We start from the raw sequence: 20,334 nt of genomic DNA, 5'->3' as shown, positions 1-20,334 counted from the left end.
TTGATCCGGTTTTTACAGGGCGAACTGGGCGAAGCCGACGCCTGCACCCGCTGGCCGCACGTCCTTCAAGAACGAATCCTTATCTGCGCTCAGCTCCAGGGTGATCTCCGGCTTGCGCTTGCCCGCATTGCGCACCACCAGGCCTTCGATGTGTTCGCGCAAAAACGCCGTCGGCACCTTCAGGTGCAGCAACTGGTCGGTCTCGGCGTTGTGCATCAACAGGTGAATCCACTCGTACTGGCCCACCGCAATACGGCCCACCGGCAGATCGAACCACCAGATGTTGCGTTTGCGGTCCAGGTCGGTGAAGTGGCAGTTGTTGACGCCGAGTACGGCACCGCCCAGTTCGGTGTTTCTGCGGGCGATGGCCTGTGCTTTATTGAGTTTCATAACCTTCCTACGGGATCTGTTATTCAGCGTTATAGCCTGAATGTGCCGGGCATTCTCGTGGGTTGGCCACAAAACATAAAGCCAAACCTGCGCCCGGCGATGAAATGTCCATGGAAAATAATTGAAACTCTGCCGGACAGCCCCGGGTCAATTTCTACGTAATGACCAAAACCCTTGATTGTTCTTCTGGAGAAATACCATGGGCAGCACAGCGGATAAGGCAAAAGGTTTGAAAGACGAAGCCGTCGGCAACATCAAGCAAGGCATCGGCAAAGTTACCGGAAACGACAAGCTGCGCGCTGAAGGCGTGGTGCAGGAAAAGAAAGGCCAGGTTGAAAAGGCCATTGGTGACACCAAGGACGCGGTCAAGAAAGCCGTCAAATAAGGCAGCACTTGAGCAGTCGGAGCGGCCATCCACGGATGGCCGTTTTTTTGTCAGCGGATGCGGTTAAAGTTTCGAAATTGTTTCAAGGTCGCCAAATAAGCTACCTTGATGTAGAAAACGGCCCCTGAGTCGCCCTTGAACTCACTTTTTGCGGCGAAAGGAGACGCTATGATTTTTCCGGTCCTTGATGGCCTCAAGCTACATAAAGTGTTGGTGCGCACCGTCAAAGAGTTCGTCGATGATGAGATGTCCACCTACGCCTCGGCGCTGGCCTACCAGATGCTGTTTTCGCTGTTTCCCTTCCTGCTGTTTCTCATCGCCCTGATTGGTTTCCTGCACCTGCCCGATTTCTTCACCTGGCTGCGCCTGCAGTCGGAGCTGGTATTGCCGCCCCAAGCCCTGGAGCAGGTCAACCCGGTGATCGACCAGCTGCAGCAATCCAAGGGTGGGCTGCTGTCGGTGGGTATCGTGATTGCGCTGTGGACCGCTTCGGCGGGTGTGCGCCTGATGATGAGCGCAATGAACGCCGCCTACGACGTGGTCGAAGGCCGGCCGATCTGGAAGCGTTTTCCGCTGTCGATTTTCTACACCGTCGGCATTGCCGGCATGCTGCTGGCCGCTGCGGCGCTGATGGTGCTCGGCCCACAAGTGATGGAATGGGTGGCGGGGCAGATCGGCATGCAGGAGTTCGTGGTCACCCTGTGGACCATCCTGCGCTGGCCGCTGATCGTGATCCTGCTGATGTTCGCCGTGGCCCTCATGTACTACGTGATGCCCGACGTAAAACAGAAATTCCGCTTCATCACCCCAGGCTCGGTATTGGCGGTGGTAGTGTGGATTGTCGCGTCCCTGGGCTTTGGCTACTACGTCAAGACGTTTGCCGATTACAACGCCATGTACGGCAGCATCGGTGCGATCATCGTGCTGCTCCTGTATTTCTACATTTCCGCCGCCGTGCTGCTGCTGGGGGCAGAGATGAATGCCGTGATCGAACACATGTCGGCTCAAGGCAAGGAGCCTGGCGCGAAGGATTTCGACGAGCCAGCCCATGAAAAACAGCATGTCTCCGGCCTCGGCCGGGACCATTCCAAGCCCACTACTGATGAAGTCTGATCGATGATCCGTGAAATCCTGAAAATGGGCGACGAGCGCCTGCTGCGTATCGCGCCACCGGTGCCGCCGGAGATGTTCGACAGCCCCGAGCTGTGGCAATTGATCGACGACATGTTCCAGACCATGGAGCACGTCGGTGGTGTCGGCCTGGCCGCCCCGCAGATCGGCGTTGACCTGCAACTGGTGATCTTTGGTTTCGAGGCCAGCGAACGCTACCCGGACGCGCCGCCGGTGCCGCAGACCATCCTGATCAACCCGTTGATCACGCCGCTCAGTCCGGTGTTGGAGGAGGGGTATGAAGGCTGCCTGTCCGTGCCTGGCTTGCGTGGTGCGGTGAACCGTTACCAGCAGATTCGCTACGAGGGTTTCGACCCCAAGGGCGAGCCGATCGTACGGGTTGCCGACGGGTTCCATGCGCGGGTGGTGCAGCATGAATGCGACCACTTGATCGGCCGGTTGTACCCTTCGCGGATTACCGATTTCAGCAAGTTCGGATTTATCGAAGTGATGTTCCCCGACATGGACCCCACGGCTGACGATTAGCTTTCAAGCCCAATGAGGCAAAACTGTGGGAGCGGGCTTGCTCGCGAATGCGGTGTTTCAGTCGACATATCAGGTGACTGGTACACCGCATTCGCGAGCAAGCCCGCTCCCACAGTTGGAATGCACTTCAAATAGGTTTATTTGGCTGGCTTGACGAACCGCAACGTCAGCCGATCCGACTCGCCAATTGCCACATACCTGGCCTTGTCCTGTTCGCCCAACTTCAACGTCGGCGGCAATGTCCACACCCCCGCCGGATAATCCTTGGTGTCCTTGGGGTTGGCGTTCACTTCACTCTGCGCCGCCAGCTTGAACCCGGCATCGGTGGCCAGTTTCACCACCTGGGCGGTGGTCAGGTAGCCGCTGTCCTTGATTGCTTCCAGGTCTGCTCCGTCCTTGGCCCGGTGATCTTCCACGCCCAGTACGCCACCGGGCTTGAGCACCTTGTAAAACGCGCTGAAGGTCGCGTCGGCGGTGCCCGCCAACACCCAGTTATGCACATTGCGAAAGGTCAGCACCGCATCCGCCGAGCCCGGCTTGCCGAACACCGGCGCCTTGGGATCGAACTCGACGACTTCGGCCTTGCCATACCGCGTCGGGTCTGCGGCGAATTTCTTCTTCAGGTTCTCTTCGGACGTACGCGCGTAGGCGCTGCTGCTCGCGGCCTGTACGGCAGCGATGTAATGCCCGTGGTCCTTGAGCAGCGGTGCCAGCAGCTCGCTGTACCAACCGCCGCCCGGGGTGATTTCGATCACGCTCTGTTTGGCGCCCAGGCCAAAGAATTCCAGGGTCTGTTGTGGATGGCGATAACCGTCGCGGGCGCTGTTGGCCGGGTCACGCCAGCTGCCGGCGAGTACGCTTTGGTACTGCTTGGCGCTGATCGGCGCGTCGGCGGCCTGGCTGAGGGGCGGGACGAGGAGGGCGGTGAGGCAGAAAGCTGCAAGCGTCGTTTTCATGATCATCCTGTGAGGGGGCCACTGTGTCGCCGAGGCTAGCATGGGCCTTGTACCCACGGATCACACATTATCCGAGGTCAACCTCACTAACGGTTCTAAGCCCATGGCGATCATCGGCTTGTTGCGTTTGTAGCGCACCAGACGTTCGCTGAGGGATTGCGGTAGCAGTGTGTCCTGAGTGAATCCCATGCGTTGATACAACCCTTCCAGGTCCGGATGGCACAGCAGCCATACGGTGCCTTCGCACGCGGCCACCGCCTGCAGAATCAGGGTTGCCGCCAACCCCCGGCCGCGATAGGCCGGGTCTACAAACACCCCGGTCAACCACTGCCCGCCCACCACCGGCGTGAGGCACAGGCCCGCGACAATCTCGCCGTCGCGTGCGACCCACAAACGCCCGCCCTTGAGCGCTTTCATCGAGCAATTGTGGCTGCGATAGAACTTGTTCAGCAGCGGCCACAGGGGTTCTGCCAGTAGATCGATGGTCAACTCGGGCATGGTGTTCAGACGACGTGATGAAGGGGGCGCGATTATAAGCGCCTTCTGTCGGGCAATAGGTGGTATACCCAGTGTTACGTTCCCTGACAGTGGAGTACGCATCATGGCCAAAGGTATGGATTCAAAGAAAGCCGCGAAGAAAAAACCGGCAAAAACCGCCGATGAAAAACGCGCCGACAAGAAAGCCAAGAAATCCGAGGGTGGTTTGTTCGGCCATTGAGTTTCAAGCCTGATGTGGGAGCTGCCTGGCTCCCACATGCTCATCCCATTTCAGCTCATTGAGCTTCTGCCGCCAGTGCCGCAATCACTGCCGGCCGCTGCCCGACCCTTTGTTCAAACGCCTGCAGCGCCGGCCATTCGCGCAGATCAATAGCGTGGAACGCCGCCCAGCGCAGCACCACGAACAGATAAGCGTCCGCCACCGAATACTGCGAACCCAGCAGATAGTCCTGGCGCTCCAACGTCTGCACCAGAATCGCAAAGCGCTTGAACAGTGTGGCCTGGAACATCGCCCGCACTTCGCCCTGGATCGCGCCGTTGAAGAACACCGCCAGCCCGCCATGGATCTCGGTGGCAATAAAATTCAGCCATTCCTGCAAGCGCACCCGCTCCCAGCTGCCATTGGCCGGGGCCAGTCCGGCGGCGGGTTTCAGGTCTGCCAGGTATGGCAGGATCGCGCTGGCTTCGGTCAACACTTGGCCGTTGTCCAGTTGCAGTGCCGCCACGTAGCCCTTGGGGTTGATCTGTAGGAAGTCCTCACCGTTGGCCGTGGTTTTTGCCTGGTTATCCACCTTCACCAACTCAAATGGCAGCGCCAACTCCCGCAGCACGATGTGTGGGGCGAGGGAACAGGCGTGAGGGAAGTAATACAGTTTCATCGAGGGCAGCTCCGTTGGATTTGCGCCAGTCTCGCGGGCATGACACCGTGCGTAAAATTAAACCTTCAGAGCCCTGCCATAAGGACAGCTACTGCCATGATGAACCTGATGCACTGGCGCCTGCTGGTGGCCGTTGCCGACCACGGCAGCATCACCGCCGCCGCCGAGCACGTGGGCATGACCCAGTCCGCCGCCAGCCAGGCCATGGCAGGCATGGAGTCGACCCTGGGGGCGCAACTGTTTACCCGCGCGCCGCGCCAGACCTTGCCCACCGCCCTGGGCCTGAGTGTGATCGAGCAGGCGCGGGTGATGCTCGGCGCCTTGCAGGCGATTCGCAGCACCGTCGACGAAGCCAGGCCGATGTTGCGTGGAAGTCTTCGCATCGCCAGTTTCCCCATGGTGCTGGCGACGTTTCTGACGCCGCTGTTGCAGCGTTTCGCTCAACTGTACCCAGGCATCGACGTCACCACCCTGGAAGTCACCGACAACGAAGTGAACACCTTGCTCGACGCCGGCCTGATCGATCTGGGCGTGGTGCTCAACCCCAAGCCGGAGCGCAATGCCACGGTGTTGGGGCGCGACAACTGGCTGGCGGTGTTGCCGCAGGCGCATGCGCTGGCCCAGCGTCCGGCGGATGCCACGCTGACGCTGGAGGAGTTGTTGCAACAGCCGTTTGTACTGGCCACTGGCGGCTGCACTGCCAATGCCCGCAGCCTGGCCGCCGAGGCGGGGCTGACTTTGGCTGATATTCGCGTGCAAGTGCGCGAATGGAGCAGCGCCTTCAGCCTGGTGCGTGATGGCATCGGCGTGACCCTGGTGCCCGAAGTGACACTGCCTGTCCAGCGCCAGGGCCTGCGGGTGATGCCACTGGCCGTGCCCCTGCACCGTGAGTTCTCTTTGGTGGCCTCGCAAACCTGCCCGCCCTCCGTCGCTGCCCGCGCGTTGTTGAAAACGCTGGCTGACTAGTGGCCTTGCGTAGCGCCGAGCCCTGTCTATGCTCATCCAAAACCGATGATGACACTTGGCATATATAGCGTTTCGGATGGTTTGTTCCCCATGAAAAGCGTGCCAGCAGTATCCAACTGATGAATGGAATGCGCCTTCCAGGCGCCGGGACTCAAGGGTGATCTGACCATGTTCAACCGCCATCACAAAGCCGATCTGCGCGAAATCGAACGTTTCTCCTGCGCCCTGACCGAAGCCAACGCCAAACTCGCCGCCATCAGCCGTTCGATGGCGATGATCGAGTTCGATCGCAATGGAGTGATCCTGGATGCCAACGACAACTTCTGCAAAACCATGGGTTACAGCGCCGAGGAAATTCGCGGCAAGCATCACCGGATTTTTTGCGACGAGGCCTACACCCAAACCGAGCCCTACGCCAAGCTCTGGCGCGACCTGGCGCGGGGGGAGGCCATCAGTGGCACCTTCATGCGCTTGAACAAGCACGGTGAGGAGGTCTGGCTTGAAGCCAGCTACATGCCGGTGCTGGACAGTGACAATCAGGTACAGAGTGTCATCAAGGTGGCGTCGGACATTTCCGCGCGGGTCCACCATGAACACGAAAACCAGAGCCTGATCGATGCCATCGGCCGCTCCATGGCGGTGATCGAGTTTACCCCGCAAGGGCAGATCCTCAACGCCAACGACAACTTCCTGCGCACTGTGCAGTACTCCTTGGACGAAATCATCGGCCAGCATCACAGCATGTTCTGCCACCGCAGCGAGGTCGAATCGCCCGCCTATAAGGCGTTCTGGGCCTCGCTGAACCGCGGCGAATATCACTCTCACCGCTTTGAACGCAAAAGCAAATACGGCAAGACGCTGTTTCTGGAAGCGTCCTACAACCCGATCTTCGACACCAATGGGCGCCTGTACAAAGTGGTGAAGTTCGCCAGCGACATCACCGACCAGGTCTCGACCCTACGCAACGCTGCCGATTCGGCCCACGCCACATCGGTACAAAACGACGCCTGCGCGCGCAAAGGTTCGGAGGTGGTGCAGCAAACCGTGCAGATCATCGAAGAAATTTCCCAGGACTTGAACCAGGCCGCCGTGAGTATCGACGCGGTGAGCAAGCAGTCGGACATCATCGGCGCCATCGTGCAGACCATCCGCAGCATTGCCGAGCAGACCAACATGCTCGCGCTCAATGCCGCCATTGAAGCCGCACGGGCAGGTCAGCATGGGCGCGGCTTTGCGGTGGTGGCCGATGAAGTGCGCAGCCTCGCGGGGCGCACCAGCCAGGCGACGGTGGAGATTGTCGACGTTGTACGCAAGAACCACGACCTTTCGCTGAGCGCGGTGTCGAGCATGCAATCGAGCCTGAGCCGCACGGGGCTGGGTGTGGAACTGGCGAATGAGGCAGGGCAGGTGATCCTGGAAATTCAGGAAGGGTCACGGCACGTGGTGGATGCGATCAGTCAGTTCAATTCGACCCTGCAACTGCAATAACACCCGTAGTGAGCGGGCTTGCCCGCGCTGGGCGGCGCAGCCGCCCCAAATCCAGGCACCTCGGTCTTCCTGATCCACCGCGGCGATCTGTTTGGGGTGGCTTCGCCGCCCGGCGCGGGCAAGCCCGCTCACTACGGGTTGCGTTTTAGATTGCGGCGAGGGTTTCTTTTACGCTTTGAGCCGGGTCAGTGGCCTTGGCGGCAACCTGCTGCTCTTGCTGCTGCTTCAAGCGCTCGGCCACTTGCTTGGAAATCGCGTCCTGCTTTTCCTGCGTCATGTTCTGCACATCCGCTTCGGTCAAACCCTGTTCCTTGAGCAATTGTTCACGGATACGCTCGGCCGGAGTCTTGCTCATGTAATCGGTGAATTCCGAACGTGCCGCCGACGTGGCATTGACCGCTGGAACATCCGTGGTTGCCGCCTGCAACTGCACGCGGGTCTTGGCGAAGGCTTCGTCGATACGGTCGGCGGCCTTGTCCAGTTCCCTCTGCGCGGCCGGCACGGTAATGCTCTGCTGCGCCGCTTGCACCGCACCGCTGTACAGCGCGCTGGCGGCGGCGTTGGCGGGGTCCATATCGGAGCGCTTGAGCTGCTGGAGGGTCGTCACAGCTTGGGTGTTGTTGTTAACCAGCATGATCGGTCACCTGGGGAAATGTTCGTGTGCCACAGGTAGAGCAAATAGCGTGCCGATGATGAAGTGCCTATCAACGTGGCGGCTGGCCAATGAAAGCGGCAAAAAATGGCGGGTACGGGCCAATTTTTGCCGCAGCGCTGCCAGATCTTGCCTTCTTCATACGGTGCGAATGTCAAAGTCTCCTTTGAACGAATGGTCGGTGCCATCAACTTGCGCCACTACGTCGAATGTACCCGATGCGCAGCCCTTGGTCTGGTCGTAAGTGGTCAGATTGAGCATGCCACTTTTTGCCGGATAAGAGGTTCGTTGGCCGCTGCTTGTCTGGCGAAAGTAGCTCACCCGGACAGTGTCTGGAAACGGTTGCGGTACTGGAATAGGGCCTGGAACTACGTTACCGGGGAAGTCGATCTGGATGCCGGTAAAGCTATTGTTCTGGGTTGGTTGCAGGCCACTCAGCGTGACGCCTCTGGTTCCCGTGGGCGATTGGCGATAGCTGACATCGGTGGTGTTGATCTCGCCTTCGAAGGCAGTGGAATTCAGCCAACCCTCAGAGGCGTTAGGGGTGCTTTGTGTCATGTTCCTCTCCTTTTTTTGACGCCGCCGCTGCCCGATATGGACTAGCGGGCTCAGCAGTAAAGCGTCGTAAAAAGGCGGGGTCTACTGTCAGAACTGACAGTTGTTTCATCTGGCTGACGAAGGGTACCCCACGGGTCTGCAAGGACCTCGTCAGTCAAATGCCATGGGCGATCCAGCGTTTCGAGCGTCTCGAAAAGCCCTTTCCCGGTGCTGTCCTTCGCTCAGTTATGCCCGTCGAGGGCAAACGCCTGGAAGCCCGGCCGTTGGCTGAGGCGTTGGTAATACGCCTCGACGGCCGGGTAGCGCGGATGCTCCAGCGGCGCGTTGCGCCAGCGGTGCACCGACAGGCCGACGAGGATGTCGGCCAGGGTGAACTCATCGCCAGCCACGTAGGCACCGGTCTTGAGCAACTGTTGTTCGAGCAGGCCCATCTTGCTGTTCCAGGCTTGCACACCGGCCTGGATGCGCTGCGGGTCCTGGTAATCGGGGTGCTGGCGTACCAGTGCATGGAACGCGTAGCCCCAGGACGGGTTGAGTTCGGTGGCTTGCCAATCCATCCATTGCTCGACGCGCGCCCGTGGCGCGGGTTCGGCGGGCAGCAGGTCATGGCGTTCGTAGAGGCCCACGAGGTAACGGCAGATGGTGTTGGATTCCCACAGCACACCGTGATCGTCGATCAGCACGGGCACCTGGGCGTTGGGGTTCAGGGCGAGGAACTTGGGGGATTGGGTGGGGGTGTAGCCGATGCCCCAGTCTTCGCGCTTGTAGTCGATGCCGAGTTCCTGGCAGGTCCACAGCACTTTGCGCACGTTGATGGAGGAAGTGCGGCCCAAGATTTTCAGAGAATGTCCCATGGTGCTTTCCTTGCGGTGGAGAGCAGCCAATCTAGCAGTGGACAGCAGCGACGGCGAGTGCGCACTGTCTATTTCTTTCTCACTGGAACCCAGATCCTTCAACTATTGTTGACGGATCTGCTCGCGATGGATGTTCTCATGCAGTCTGTTAATTCGGAGTGCATCGATGGAACTGGCGCGATGATTTCGGCAAGGCGTGGCCTGTCGTAGGCCACGTCTTATTGCGAGCAGTTATATAATGCAGCGAAGTTGCGACGTGCTTGATAAGCTGAGTGTCGGTATTCTCATCTGATAAAATCTTTGTTGAAAAGGTGGTTGTGTTTCTATCTTTGCGTAATATTGAACTCGATTGCAAACTTTTCATTAGCCCCGTCGCGGTTTGATATGAAGTTGGATTTTCCCGTTAGGTGCGATATTTTTTCGATGTAAGTCATCTCGAAAGTACCAGTGTCTGCGTTATAGAACTCACCACTGCCATTGCTGGGGTTATAAAGGCCAAAGGCCCAGGGCCTGCCATCGAAATCGGTCACTTGGAAGTCTCCCTTAGACGTACCATCCACAAGTGCGACGTTGAATTCAATCAGGATCCTATCGCCAGATGGAGATGATACTAACCCCGCCACGATCATGACCCCATTGGCCAAGAAATAAAAATCTGTAGCGTGATAAGCGCCGAAGGGCGATTCAGTTACCCTAAAGTAACCTGTGAACTTAGGGTTTTTGTTGGGTGTGGGGTTCATGGTGGATTCCTCTCGCGTTTTTTATGCGGTGTATCTCTATTTGGAGATGGGTCGAGTATGGGCGGCGAGAGTGGTGTGTCTACTGTCATACTTGACAGTGGTAGCCACGTATCTGTTGACGTATGGTTTAAGGTTTTTATATTCGAGTGGGGGGTGGTGTTTTTTATTTCGCTATTGCAAGTTTCGACGTGTCGCTTTTAGTGCTTGGAAATGAATTGAGTGGTTGATGCAAGCCGCACCAGCGCAGCCGAAGGTGCACTCAGCGGTGGGTCAATTATCGGGTGCAGTGGTGGCTACTCAGCAATCGGCGCCAAGTACCCTCCCACAGGTTTAGTGTGCTCGGCTTTTGAGCGTCAGGTACTTTCGCGCACCTGCAACTCAAAGCCCATATCCACCACCGGCTTGGCCACCTTGTTGCCCGCCATGATCGTCAACAGATGCTCTGCTGAACGCCGACCAATTGCTTCACGCGGCGTGCTGATGCTGCTCAGGCGCGGCACCATGAACGATGACGACGGCAAGTCGTTGAAACCCAGCACCGCCACGCGTTCCGGCACCTTAATGCCGTGGCGCAGGGCTTCGAGCAGCGCGCCCTGGGCCAGGTCGTCATTGCCGAAGAAGATCGCGTCCACATCGGGATGGGCGGCCAGCAACTGCAGGAACAGTTCGCCTCCCAGGCCCACGGAGGACGGGCGTGGCGTCAGCACTTCCAGTGCCGGGTCGTACAGGCCGGCCTGTTGCAGCGCCCGGCGGAAACCTTCGCCACGCAGCAGGGTGCGTTGGTCCAGTTGCGCGCCGATATACGCCAGGCGCTTGCGCCCACGGGCCAGCAGGTGCGCCGCCGCCGTTTCACCGGCTGCCAGTTGCGAGAAGCCTACGCAGTTCACGCCGGCGTTGGGGTCCAGGTCCATCATGTAGACGCAGGGAACATTGCTGCTCTCGACCATCCGTCGGGCGCTCTCGGTCCGGTCGAAGCCGGTCAGCAGCAAACCCCGTGGCTGGTAGGCCATGTAGTTGCGCAGCAGGTTTTCTTCTTCATCGCGCGAATAGTGGGAGTTGCCGATCAGCACTTCAAAACCCTTGGGCCGCAGCACTTGGTGGATGGCTTCGAGGGTTTCGATAAACAGCAGGTTGGACAGCGACGGCACGATCACCACCACCGAATGGCTCTGGGCCGAAGCCAGGGCGCGGGCGGCGGGGTTGACCACGTAATTCAACTCGGCAGCGGCGTGCTGGACTTTTTCGACCAGCTCTGTCGCTACGGTGCTGATGCCGCGCAGGGCGCGGGAGGCGGTAATCGGGCTGACGCCAGCGAGGCGGGCGACTTCGTTGAGGGTCGGGCGACCCGTGGTGCGCAATTTTTTATCGTTCTTGGAGGTCATCAGGCGGCTTGCCAAACAAAAATCGAGGCACTAAGGTAGCGCTGTCTCCAAAAGGCTGCAAATTCTTGAACAAAGGGTTGCCTGATCCTGTTCAAACGCTTGGAGCGGATGCACGCGTCACTCCATAAAAAAAGACAAGACGGCGCGGGAAAAGCCTGTTTTTGCACTAGCCTTACAGCGTGCAAAGGTAGCGCTATCTGCGTCCTGAGGTGTTTCATGAGTCAACCTGTTACTGCCCTGGTCATCATGGGTGTTGCTGGCTGTGGCAAGACCAGCGTCAGCGAAGCCGTGTGCCGTCTGAACGGCGCTACCGCCATCGAAGGCGACAGCTTCCACCCTGCCGCCAACATCGAAAAGATGAGCGCCGGCCACCCCCTCAACGACGACGACCGCGCCGGCTGGCTCGACATCCTTTGCGATGAACTGCGCCGTTCGCTAAAAGCCGGCGAACACCCGGTGCTCACCTGCTCGGCCCTCAAGAAGAAATACCGCGACCACCTGCGCGAAGCCGCGCCGGGCCTGGGTTTCGTGTTTCTGGAGTTGAGCCGTGAAGTGGCGTCCGACCGCGTGTCCCATCGACCCGGCCATTTCATGCCGGCAAGCCTGATCGACAGCCAGTTCGCCACCCTTGAATCGCCCGTGGGCGAGCCGCTGACCCTGGCCCTCAACGCCAGCGTCGACAGCGTCGAGCAATTGGCCGAGCAGACCCATGCCTGGTGGCTGCAACACGGCTTCGAACCTTCCAAGTGATTTTTTGCCGGAAAAGATAGCGCTATCTACGGCAGGAAATTCAACACCCGCTTTAATAACAACAACAAACAGGAGAGACCCCCCATGTTTGGCATGTCCCACGAGTCCTACCTGCTGCTAGATGCAGTGGTCACTATCATCGGGTTGATCGTTCTGATCACCAAGTTCAAGGTTCATCCGTTCATTGCACTGATCATCGCGGCCGGCTTCCTCGGCCTGACCTCGGGCATGCCCGTGGACAAGATCATCAAGGCGTTCCAGGACGGCTTCGGCGGTGTGCTCGGCTTTGTCGGCATTATCCTCGCGCTGGGTACGATGCTCGGCAAGATGATGGCTGAATCCGGCGGTGCCGATCAGATCGCCCAGACCCTGATCCGTGCCTTCGGCAAGGAAAAGGTCCAGTGGGCCATGATGTTCGCCGCGTTCCTGGTGGGCATCCCGCTGTTCTTCGAGATCGGTTTTGTACTGCTGATCCCGCTGGTATTCATCGTCGCGCGCCGCACCGGCGTGTCGCTGATCAAGATCGGCATCCCGCTGCTCGCCGGCCTCTCGGCGGTGCACGGCCTGGTGCCACCGCACCCGGGCCCGCTGCTGGCCATCGGCGTGTTTGGCGCGGACATCGGCAAGACCATCCTGTACGGCCTGATCGTGGCACTGCCGACCGCCATCATTGCCGGCCCGATCTTCGGTACGTTTATCGCCAAGTACATCCCGGGCAATCCGTCCCAGGAACTGGTCGATCAACTGGCCCGCGAGTCGCAACACAAGTCGCTGCCGAGCTTCAGCATCACCCTGATCACCGTGCTGCTGCCGGTGTTCCTGATGCTGCTGAAAACCTTTGCCGACATCGGTCTGCCGGACGGCCATATCGTGCGCAACTGGATGGACATGATCGGTCACCCGATCTCCGCCCTGTTGCTGGCATTGTTGCTGTCGCTGTACACCTTTGGCCATCGCCAGGGCATCCACTCCAAGCAGATCCTCAAATTGCTCGACGCCAGCCTTGCGCCGACCGCCGCGATCATCCTGATCATCGGTGCCGGTGGTGGCTTCAAGCAGATGCTGGTGACCAGTGGTGTGGGCGATGTGATCGGCCATATGGCGGTGAACGCACAGATCAACCCGATCCTGCTGGCGTGGCTGGTGGCGGCGGTGATCCGCGTGGCGACCGGTTCGGCGACCGTGGCGACCATTACTGGCGCGGGCATCGTGGTGCCGGTGGTGGGCATGATTCCAGGGGTTAACCGCGAGCTGCTGGTGCTGGCGACGGGGGCGGGGTCGTTGATCCTGTCGCACGTCAACGATGCGGGCTTCTGGCTGGTGAAGCAGTACTTCAACATGACCGTGGCGGAAACGTTCAAGACGTGGACGGCGATGGAGACGATTCTGTCTGTGGTCGCGCTGATCTTCATCATGCTGTTGTCGCTGGTGGTGTAACAGGTACACCACAAAGGTAGGGTTCAAACCCAACCCAAATGTGTGAGCGGGCTTGCTCGCGAATGCGGTGGATCAGTCACCCAATACATTAACTGATCCACCGCATTCGCGAGCAAGCCCGCTCCCACAGTTTTGACCATATTCCTACAGGTTGATCGGGTCAGGCTTTAGGGCCTAGGCCATCAGCCCTGAACATCCCGCGAATCCCCCGCACCGCCTGCCGTATCCGGTCCTGGTTCTCGATCAGCGCAAAGCGCACATGATCGTCGCCATACTCACCAAAGCCGATGCCCGGCGACACACACACCTTCGCCTCCAGCAGCAGCTTCTTGGCAAATTCCAGCGAGCCCATTTCGGCGTACGCCTCGGGAATTTTCGCCCAGACGTACATCGACGCCTTCGGATTTTCCACCATCCAGCCCAGTTCATGCAGGCCCTTGACCAGCACGTTGCGGCGCTGGCGATACTGCTCGGCAATGTCCTTCACGCACTGTTGGTCGCCTTCCAGCGCGGCAATCGCCGCCACTTGCAGCGGGGTGAAGGTGCCGTAGTCGTGGTAGCTCTTGATGCGCGCCAGGGCGTTGACCAGTTCCGGGTTACCCACCATGAAACCGATGCGCCAGCCGGCCATGTTGTAGCTCTTGGACAGGGTGAAGAACTCCACCGCAATGTCCTTGGCACCGGGCACTTGCATGATCGACGGGGCTTTCCAGCCGTCGTAGACGATGTCGGCGTAGGCCAGGTCGTGGATTACCAGCACGTCATATTGCTTGGCCAGAGCGATCACGCGCTCGAAGAAGTCCAGCTCCACGCACTGCGCGGTGGGGTTGGACGGAAAGCCCAGGATCATCATCTTTGGCTTGGGGATCGAGCCGCGAATCGCCCGTTCCAGCTCGGCGAAGAAGTCCACGCCAGGCACCAGCGGTACCGAGCGCACCTGGGCGCCGGCAATCACGGCACCGTAGATGTGGATCGGGTAGCTGGGGTTGGGCACCAGCACGGTGTCGCCCTGGTCCAGGGTGGCCAGCATCAAGTGCGCCAGGCCTTCCTTGGAACCGATGGTCACGATGGCTTCCGACTCGGGGTCGATGTCCACTTCATAACGGTCCTTGTACCAGCGCGAAATCGCCCGGCGCAGACGCGGAATGCCTTTGGAGGTGGAGTAGCCGTGGGTGTCTTCACGCTGGGCCACTTGTACGAGTTTCTCGACAATGTGCGGCGGCGTGGGGCCGTCGGGGTTGCCCATGCTCAAGTCGATGATGTCTTCGCCGCGCCGACGCGCAGCCATCTTCAGCTCGGCAGTGATATTGAAAACGTAAGGGGGGAGTCGATCTATGCGCGCAAAGCGGCGCGGCGAACCTTGGTCGGCCATTGTTGCCTCGAGAGTACGTAAGCGCCCGGAACCGTCCGAGCGACGTTGGCCACTGCGGTGGCCTGCGGGGCAGACAATACGGTCGATGATGGCCAGTTGTCCAGATGCGTAGGAAAATTTTCTGCTTGGAGTGCAGCGTCGATATAGCCCTATACTCGATGCGGGTTTGTTCCCCTATAAGAAGGAGACTGTTCCAATGGATCAGCAGACAACACAACCGTTAGAGCCACGCATGGAAGAGGGTAAAGCCCTGGTGATCGCCGGTGTACAAGGGCGTTATTCGAAGGCCACCGTGGGTGATATTCCCAAATTGTGGGAGTTGTTCGACACCTGCATCAAAGACATCAAGCAACGCGTCGGCGGCGTGACTTACGGGGTGTGCCATAACCCCAACCACGGCGAGTTCGACTACATGGCCGGGGTTGAAGTGCCGCGTAAAAGCGATGTGCCCGGTAACTTCGAAACCGTTGAAATCCCGGCCCATCGCTACGCCGTGTTCCCGCATTACGGGCCGGTACAGGCGCTGGAGCAGACCTATGAACGCATCATGTTCGAGTGGTTGCCGCACTCGGGCTTCAAGGTGGCGGGGCCGGATTTCGAGCGTTACAGCGCGGATTTTGATGTGACGAAGGGCACGGGGACGGTGGAGGTCTGGCTGCCGGTGGAGCCCAAGTAAACCCATCGATCTCTGTGGCGAGGGCGCCTGCTGGCGCTGGACTGCGCAGCAGGCCCCTCGCTGGGGGACGCTTCGTGCCCCAACGGGAGCAAGCGCCCTCGCTACAGGTCTAGCGTCGTTGACTCGGCAATGGCGCATTTCAACCTGCGCTCATACCCCGCCCGCGCCTTGTACGCCTCCCCGCAATCCACCCATCCAGCTCCAAGATACAAGCCCATTGCCGCCACATTTTCGGTGTCCACCGACAACTCGATCCCCTTGATCTGCGGCCACGCCAGCAACGCCGCAGCGGGCAGCGCCTGCAAGCACGCCTTGCCGAACCCGCGCCCTTGTTGGCCACGATCGACTTGCAGCGCATGCAGCGTGGCGCTGTGCTCGTCGGCCCAATGGGGCAGGCACGGCGGGCGTTTGAGCAGCAGGAAAGCCACGGGCTGGTCGTCTGCGAGGAGGGCGAAGCCTTTGATGCCAGGGTTGGGGTTGACCCGCAGGCTGTTCAGCGCGCAGTAGATGTCGCCGCAAAACGGCAGCTGTTCGGGGTGCACTTGCAGGCTGTCGAGCTGCTGTTTTTGCAACATGCTCAACGTCTCATAGGGGACGAGGCGGGTTTCCATCGGGGCTGCATCCCAAATACTACAAAGAGGCGCGGATTCTAGCGGGTTTGGCGCCGGTCTGGTCGAGTGCCACCTCCCGGCGCTGCGAACTATAGTGAATGCCGTGCACCGTTGACTCTCTGAACACAACAAACATAAGACTCAGGAGGTTTATTCCATGTCTACCCAACCTGCCGAATTTGAGTTGTCCATCAGCCGTGTGATCGACGCGCCCCGCAGCCGAGTGTTCCGCGCCTGGACCGAGCAGGCGCTGCTGCAACAATGGTGGGGCCCCCACGGCATGACCACCCCCGAATGCGAAATGAACCTGTGGGTCGGTGGGCTGTTTCGCACCCTGATGCGCGCGCCGGACGGCAGCGAATACCCGACCGAGGGCGTGTTCCTGGAAATCGTCGCGCCCCGGCGGCTGGTGTTTACCGATGCGTTCAGGCCGGGGTGGATCCCCTCGGGCAAGGCGTTCATGACCGCAGAAGTGACGTTGCAGGAGGTCGAAGGCAACAAGACGCTCTATACCGCGCGGGCGATGCATTGGAGTGCTGAGGATAAACAGGCGCATGAAGCGATGGGCTTTCATGACGGCTGGGGCCAGAGCCTGGATCGCTTGGTGACGCTGGTCACAACCGGCATGCGCGATTGACCAGGCGGTAGGCAATCAACACTGTGGGAGATTCTATGGGTGAGGGGCAGCATATCCGCCAGCAGTACCGCCGCCTTCGCAGCCTCGCCAAAGCTCGACAACTCCCACAGGGAATTGGCAGTGCCTGGGCGATCTCCAGCCGAGCGCCTACTGCCCATCAACACCGATCACCTGTGGGAGCGGGCTTGCCCGCGAAAGCGGCGGTTCAGCCAACACCTCCACCAACAGTGCCGCCGCCTTCGCAGCCTCGCTAAAGCTCGACACATCTGCTCTGCATTGTTGCGCCCAGCATATTCGGGCATCACTCCAACATCTTGCCCAGTAACCAGCTCCCCGCCGGCCCCGGCGGGTGGTGGCGGGACCACAGGGCATCCACCGCCACCGACCGCGGCCAACTGCGGGCCTTGAGCTCCACCAGGCGGCCGCCGTCAAAACGCTCCACCAGCCAGCGCGGCAGCGGTGCCCAGCCAAAGCCGAGCTGGGCCATCTCCATCAACATCAAGTAACTGGGCGCCGACCACACCCGCCCGCTGGCACGGGTTTCAGTCGGGTTGATGATACTCGCCAGGCGCAGTTCGCGGTGTTGGCGCAGGGTGTCGACGGGGATGCTTTTCAGCCTGGCCAGCGGATGTTCGGGCGCGGCAAACAGGGCGATTTCCGTGCGCTCTTGCACTGGCGCGCCGGTGAGGTCGGGCGGGTAAGTCTCCTGTTGTTCGATAAACGCGATCTGCGCCCGGCCGCTCTGTACCAGGGCGATCAAGTCTTCGCACTCGGCGATCAAGCATTCCAGTTCAAGGTCCGGATAACGCTGTTCAAACGCACTGAGGGCCACTTCAAAGCGGTCGGACTGGTAGGTGTCGGACATCGCAATCGTCAGCTTCGGCTCCAGGCCCTGGGACAACTGGCTCGCCGCCAATTCCAGGCGGCTGCTGGCTTCCAGCACCTGTTCGGCGCGTTGCAGCAACACATGCCCGGCCGGGGTCAGCGTCGGCTTGCGGCTGCTGCGATCAAACAGCACCACGTCCAGGTCGATCTCCAGACTCGCCACCGCCGCGCTGACTGTGGATTGGCTCTTGCCCAGCTTGCGCGCCGCCGCCGAAAACGAGCCCTGGGTCGCCGCCTGGACAAACGCCTGGAGCACTTCATGTGAGGCCATGACTATCGCCTTGATCGATGGTTATTGGTTATGAAGTATCGGCACAGGGGGTAATGATGGCAACCTCTTCACTCACGGAGCCGGGCCATGACCCCTACCAAATCGATGACTGAACGTGTGGGCCAAGCCCTCGGCTTTGAAGGCCTGGCCTTGTTGATCTGCACCCCGTTGCTGGTGTGGATCACCGGCCGGCCGGCGTTGGAGATGGGCGCTGTCACGCTGGGGATCAGCCTGCTGGCGCTGACCTGGAACATCATTTTCAACAGCCTGTTCGACCGCCTCAAGGCGCGTCTGCAACTGGCCAACAACAGCGGCACGCGGGTGCTGCATGCGCTGATGTTCGAAGGCGGGCTGATCCTGGTGTGTGTGCCGTTGATCGCGGCGTGGCTGAACATCAGCTTGATGGACGCGTTTATCCTCGACATCGGTGTACTGCTGTTCTTCCTGCCGTACACCTATGTCTATCACTGGGTCTATGACGTGCTGCGTGACAAGTTCCTACAGAAACATGCCGCCCGAGGCCTCGATGCGCTGCCCGGTGATCCAGTGGCTGCCGTCGGCCAGCAAGAGGGAAATGGCCCCGCCAATATCGTCCGGTAAACCGGCGCGGCCCAGGGCGGTATTGTTGGCGACCATCGTGTTCAATGCGGCGTTGTCACGCACGGCGCCGCCGCCGAAATCGGTCTCGATGGCACCCGGTGCAAGGATGTTCACGCTGATGCCGCGACCGCCCAACTCCTTGGCCTGATAGCGCGTGAGCACTTCCATTGCGCCTTTCATCGCGGCATACGCGGCATAACCCGGTAGGCTGAAGCGCGCCAGGCCGCTGGAAATATTGAGAATGCGACCACCGTCGCGGATCAGCGGCAGCAGCTTCTGGGTCAGGAAAAATGGACCTTTGAATTGGATCGCCAGCAGTTGGTCGAACTGCGCCTCGGTGGTCTCGGCAAAGCTGGCATGGGCGCCGATGCCAGCGTTATTGATCAGAAAATCGAAGCGCTCCTGTGCGAAAACATCCTTGAGCAAAGTGCCGACGTCGCCAACAAAATCATTGAAGGTCGCGCTTTGGCCCACATCCAGTTGCAGCATCGCGGCACGGCCGCCCAGCGCCTGGATCTGCTCGGCCACCGCCTGGGCTTCGGCGGCAGCACTGTGGTAGGTGCCGATGATGTCGACGCCTTGTGCTGCCAGGTGCAGCGCGGTGCTTTTGCCCAGGCCACGGCTGGCGCCGGTGATCAATGCGATTTTACGGGTCATGGTGCAATCCTCTCGGGTGGTCAGTGGGATTGAGTGTATTTGTCCGCTCATTACGTGATAAACAGCGCTATACCGGAATCACTGGCCGGATAAAGCGAACAATCCCATGAACAAACTTGAGCTGTTGCGCACCTTTGTGCGCGTTACCGAACTGTCGAGTTTTACCGGCGCGGGCGAGAGCCTGGGGCTGCCGCGCTCCACCGTGTCCGAGCATGTGCAGGCGCTGGAAGAACTGCTCGGCACGCGCCTGCTGCAGCGCACCACGCGCAAGGTCCAGGCGACCCAGGACGGTCGCGTGTTGTATGAGCGCAGCAAGGACTTGCTGGCGCACATGGACGAGCTGGAAGGGCTGTTCCGCCAGGATGAAGCGCAATTGAGCGGGCGCATTCGCGTGGACATGCCCAACGTGATGGCACGGGAATTGATCCTGCCGCGCCTGCCCGAATTCATGGATGCGCACCCGTTGATCGAGCTGGAAATCAGCAGCACCGACCGCCAGGTCGACCTGCTCGCCGAAGGCTTCGATTGCGTACTGCGCGTCGGCGCGCAGCCGGACCAGACCGTCGTCGCGCGGCTGCTGTGCCGCCTGCCGATGATCAACTGCGCCAGCGCGGCGTACTTGCAACGGTATGGCGTGCCCCAGACGCTGGCCGACCTCGCGCATCATCACCTGGTGCATTATGTGCGCCCGTTGGGCTCACGTTCGGCGGGGTTCGAGTACCAACAGGGCAACAAGGTGCAGCGCATTCCCATGGCCGGGCGGGTCACGGTCAACAGCACCGACGCGTACCGTGTGGCGTGCCTGGGCGGGTTTGGGATTACCCAGGTGCCGGCCCTGGGGATTCGCGAGTTGCTGGCCAGTGGGGAACTGGTGGCGGTGTTGCCCGACTACCCGGCGCCGCCGTTGGATGTGTCGTTGCTGTACGCCGGTCAGCGGCACTTGCCGCAGCGAGTGCGGGTATTCATGGATTGGTTGGCCACTCTTTTACAGTCGCAGTTGTAGCAAATGTGGGAGGTGGCTTGCCCCTCCCACAT

At 60.1% G+C, this 20,334-nt stretch carries 24 protein-coding genes and 1 pseudogene; 12 read left to right on the top strand and 13 right to left on the bottom strand.

Going from position 1 to position 20,334, the window contains the following annotated elements:
* Positions 1 to 12 precede the first annotated feature (12 nt).
* Positions 13 to 390 (bottom strand): hypothetical protein, encoded by a 378-nt coding sequence (locus AC3ISR_RS21720; RefSeq protein ID WP_010208214.1) that lies wholly within the window; start codon positions 388 to 390, stop codon positions 13 to 15.
* 199 nt (positions 391 to 589) lie between these two features.
* On the opposite strand from AC3ISR_RS21720, the gene AC3ISR_RS21715 reads away from it, so the two are divergent.
* The 3 genes from AC3ISR_RS21715 to def all read left to right on the top strand — a co-directional run bounded on the left by AC3ISR_RS21715 (position 590) and on the right by def (position 2,431).
* Positions 590 to 775, top strand: a complete 186-nt coding sequence (locus AC3ISR_RS21715) for a CsbD family protein (RefSeq protein ID WP_192301030.1) — start codon at positions 590 to 592, stop codon at positions 773 to 775.
* Between the two features lie 168 nt (positions 776 to 943).
* A complete protein-coding gene (locus AC3ISR_RS21710) occupies positions 944 to 1,888 on the top strand; it encodes a YihY/virulence factor BrkB family protein (RefSeq protein WP_192301031.1) in 945 nt (314 codons plus the stop codon).
* A 3-nt stretch (positions 1,889 to 1,891) separates the two neighbouring features.
* The gene (gene def, locus AC3ISR_RS21705) at positions 1,892 to 2,431 is read left to right on the top strand and encodes a peptide deformylase (protein WP_226456213.1); all 540 of its coding nucleotides are present in this window, start codon (positions 1,892 to 1,894) and stop codon (positions 2,429 to 2,431) included.
* Between the two features lie 137 nt (positions 2,432 to 2,568).
* Here the strand turns inward: def and AC3ISR_RS21700 are convergent, their stop codons facing one another.
* The 3 genes from AC3ISR_RS21700 to gstA all read right to left on the bottom strand — a co-directional run bounded on the left by AC3ISR_RS21700 (position 2,569) and on the right by gstA (position 4,763).
* Positions 2,569 to 3,387: a class I SAM-dependent methyltransferase gene (locus AC3ISR_RS21700; RefSeq protein WP_305391422.1), complete on the bottom strand. Its 819-nt coding sequence runs from the start codon at positions 3,385 to 3,387 to the stop codon at positions 2,569 to 2,571.
* Positions 3,388 to 3,447: 60 nt separating this feature from the next.
* Positions 3,448 to 3,885 carry a GNAT family N-acetyltransferase gene (locus AC3ISR_RS21695; RefSeq protein ID WP_192301034.1) on the bottom strand — a complete coding sequence of 146 codons (438 nt, stop codon included), beginning with the start codon at positions 3,883 to 3,885 and terminating at the stop codon, positions 3,448 to 3,450.
* Between the two features lie 275 nt (positions 3,886 to 4,160).
* A complete protein-coding gene (gene gstA, locus AC3ISR_RS21690; protein ID WP_489324426.1) occupies positions 4,161 to 4,763 on the bottom strand; it encodes a glutathione transferase GstA in 603 nt (200 codons plus the stop codon).
* Between the two features lie 96 nt (positions 4,764 to 4,859).
* On the opposite strand from gstA, the gene AC3ISR_RS21685 reads away from it, so the two are divergent.
* From AC3ISR_RS21685 to AC3ISR_RS21675, 3 genes and pseudogenes are all read left to right on the top strand, one after another.
* Complete coding sequence (locus tag AC3ISR_RS21685; protein ID WP_192301036.1) at positions 4,860 to 5,729, top strand: LysR family transcriptional regulator; 870 nt, start codon at positions 4,860 to 4,862, stop codon at positions 5,727 to 5,729.
* A gap of 123 nt (positions 5,730 to 5,852) precedes the next feature.
* Positions 5,853 to 6,671: pseudogene (locus tag AC3ISR_RS21680) on the top strand (PAS domain-containing protein); the annotation flags it as partial.
* Complete coding sequence (locus tag AC3ISR_RS21675) at positions 6,645 to 7,217, top strand: methyl-accepting chemotaxis protein (protein WP_489324853.1); 573 nt, start codon at positions 6,645 to 6,647, stop codon at positions 7,215 to 7,217. The pseudogene AC3ISR_RS21680 and the gene AC3ISR_RS21675, both read left to right, overlap by 27 nt.
* A 145-nt stretch (positions 7,218 to 7,362) precedes the next feature.
* Here AC3ISR_RS21675 and AC3ISR_RS21670 read toward each other — a convergent pair whose 3' ends face one another.
* From AC3ISR_RS21670 to gntR, 5 genes are all read right to left on the bottom strand, one after another.
* Positions 7,363 to 7,851, bottom strand: a complete 489-nt coding sequence (locus tag AC3ISR_RS21670) for a hypothetical protein (RefSeq protein ID WP_192301038.1) — start codon at positions 7,849 to 7,851, stop codon at positions 7,363 to 7,365.
* 156 nt (positions 7,852 to 8,007) lie between these two features.
* Positions 8,008 to 8,427, bottom strand: coding sequence for a hypothetical protein (locus tag AC3ISR_RS21665; RefSeq protein WP_192301039.1), 420 nt, complete (start codon positions 8,425 to 8,427; stop codon positions 8,008 to 8,010).
* Between the two features lie 221 nt (positions 8,428 to 8,648).
* Positions 8,649 to 9,281 (bottom strand): glutathione S-transferase family protein, encoded by a 633-nt coding sequence (locus AC3ISR_RS21660; protein ID WP_192301040.1) that lies wholly within the window; start codon positions 9,279 to 9,281, stop codon positions 8,649 to 8,651.
* Between the two features lie 323 nt (positions 9,282 to 9,604).
* Positions 9,605 to 10,021 (bottom strand): hypothetical protein, encoded by a 417-nt coding sequence (locus tag AC3ISR_RS21655; RefSeq protein ID WP_489324425.1) that lies wholly within the window; start codon positions 10,019 to 10,021, stop codon positions 9,605 to 9,607.
* Between the two features lie 353 nt (positions 10,022 to 10,374).
* Positions 10,375 to 11,406 (bottom strand): HTH-type transcriptional regulator GntR, encoded by a 1,032-nt coding sequence (gene gntR / locus AC3ISR_RS21650; protein ID WP_192301070.1) that lies wholly within the window; start codon positions 11,404 to 11,406, stop codon positions 10,375 to 10,377.
* Positions 11,407 to 11,619: 213 nt separating this feature from the next.
* Here gntR and AC3ISR_RS21645 point away from each other — a divergent pair, with 213 nt between their 5' ends.
* Positions 11,620 to 12,153, top strand: a complete 534-nt coding sequence (locus AC3ISR_RS21645; protein ID WP_192301042.1) for a gluconokinase — start codon at positions 11,620 to 11,622, stop codon at positions 12,151 to 12,153.
* 84 nt (positions 12,154 to 12,237) lie between these two features.
* Positions 12,238 to 13,590, top strand: coding sequence for a GntP family permease (locus tag AC3ISR_RS21640; protein ID WP_192301043.1), 1,353 nt, complete (start codon positions 12,238 to 12,240; stop codon positions 13,588 to 13,590).
* Positions 13,591 to 13,750: 160 nt separating this feature from the next.
* Here AC3ISR_RS21640 and alaC read toward each other — a convergent pair whose 3' ends face one another.
* A complete protein-coding gene (gene alaC, locus AC3ISR_RS21635; protein WP_192301044.1) occupies positions 13,751 to 14,962 on the bottom strand; it encodes an alanine transaminase in 1,212 nt (403 codons plus the stop codon).
* Between the two features lie 196 nt (positions 14,963 to 15,158).
* On the opposite strand from alaC, the gene AC3ISR_RS21630 reads away from it, so the two are divergent.
* Complete coding sequence (locus tag AC3ISR_RS21630) at positions 15,159 to 15,638, top strand: GyrI-like domain-containing protein (RefSeq protein ID WP_192301045.1); 480 nt, start codon at positions 15,159 to 15,161, stop codon at positions 15,636 to 15,638.
* Between the two features lie 101 nt (positions 15,639 to 15,739).
* Here AC3ISR_RS21630 and AC3ISR_RS21625 read toward each other — a convergent pair whose 3' ends face one another.
* Positions 15,740 to 16,249 (bottom strand): GNAT family N-acetyltransferase, encoded by a 510-nt coding sequence (locus AC3ISR_RS21625; RefSeq protein ID WP_192301046.1) that lies wholly within the window; start codon positions 16,247 to 16,249, stop codon positions 15,740 to 15,742.
* A gap of 157 nt (positions 16,250 to 16,406) precedes the next feature.
* Here AC3ISR_RS21625 and AC3ISR_RS21620 point away from each other — a divergent pair, with 157 nt between their 5' ends.
* Complete coding sequence (locus tag AC3ISR_RS21620) at positions 16,407 to 16,886, top strand: SRPBCC family protein (protein WP_463984278.1); 480 nt, start codon at positions 16,407 to 16,409, stop codon at positions 16,884 to 16,886.
* A 301-nt stretch (positions 16,887 to 17,187) separates the two neighbouring features.
* On the opposite strand, the gene AC3ISR_RS21615 is transcribed toward AC3ISR_RS21620, so the two are convergent.
* Positions 17,188 to 18,042 carry a LysR family transcriptional regulator gene (locus AC3ISR_RS21615; RefSeq protein WP_192301048.1) on the bottom strand — a complete coding sequence of 285 codons (855 nt, stop codon included), beginning with the start codon at positions 18,040 to 18,042 and terminating at the stop codon, positions 17,188 to 17,190.
* An 87-nt stretch (positions 18,043 to 18,129) separates the two neighbouring features.
* Between AC3ISR_RS21615 and AC3ISR_RS21610 the strand changes: the two genes are divergently transcribed.
* Complete coding sequence (locus AC3ISR_RS21610; protein WP_463984279.1) at positions 18,130 to 18,642, top strand: multidrug/biocide efflux PACE transporter; 513 nt, start codon at positions 18,130 to 18,132, stop codon at positions 18,640 to 18,642.
* On the opposite strand, the gene AC3ISR_RS21605 is transcribed toward AC3ISR_RS21610, so the two are convergent.
* Positions 18,541 to 19,299: an SDR family NAD(P)-dependent oxidoreductase gene (locus AC3ISR_RS21605; protein ID WP_192301050.1), complete on the bottom strand. Its 759-nt coding sequence runs from the start codon at positions 19,297 to 19,299 to the stop codon at positions 18,541 to 18,543. The genes AC3ISR_RS21610 and AC3ISR_RS21605 overlap by 102 nt on opposite strands.
* Positions 19,300 to 19,405: 106 nt before the next feature.
* Here AC3ISR_RS21605 and AC3ISR_RS21600 point away from each other — a divergent pair, with 106 nt between their 5' ends.
* Positions 19,406 to 20,302, top strand: coding sequence for a LysR family transcriptional regulator (locus AC3ISR_RS21600; protein WP_192301051.1), 897 nt, complete (start codon positions 19,406 to 19,408; stop codon positions 20,300 to 20,302).
* Positions 20,303 to 20,334: the final 32 nt, after the last annotated feature.

It is taken from the genome of Pseudomonas sp. GL_117, assembly GCF_057835125.1.
Note: the sequence above shows the minus strand (reverse complement) of the source record. Positions and strands in the feature narration are given on the sequence as shown.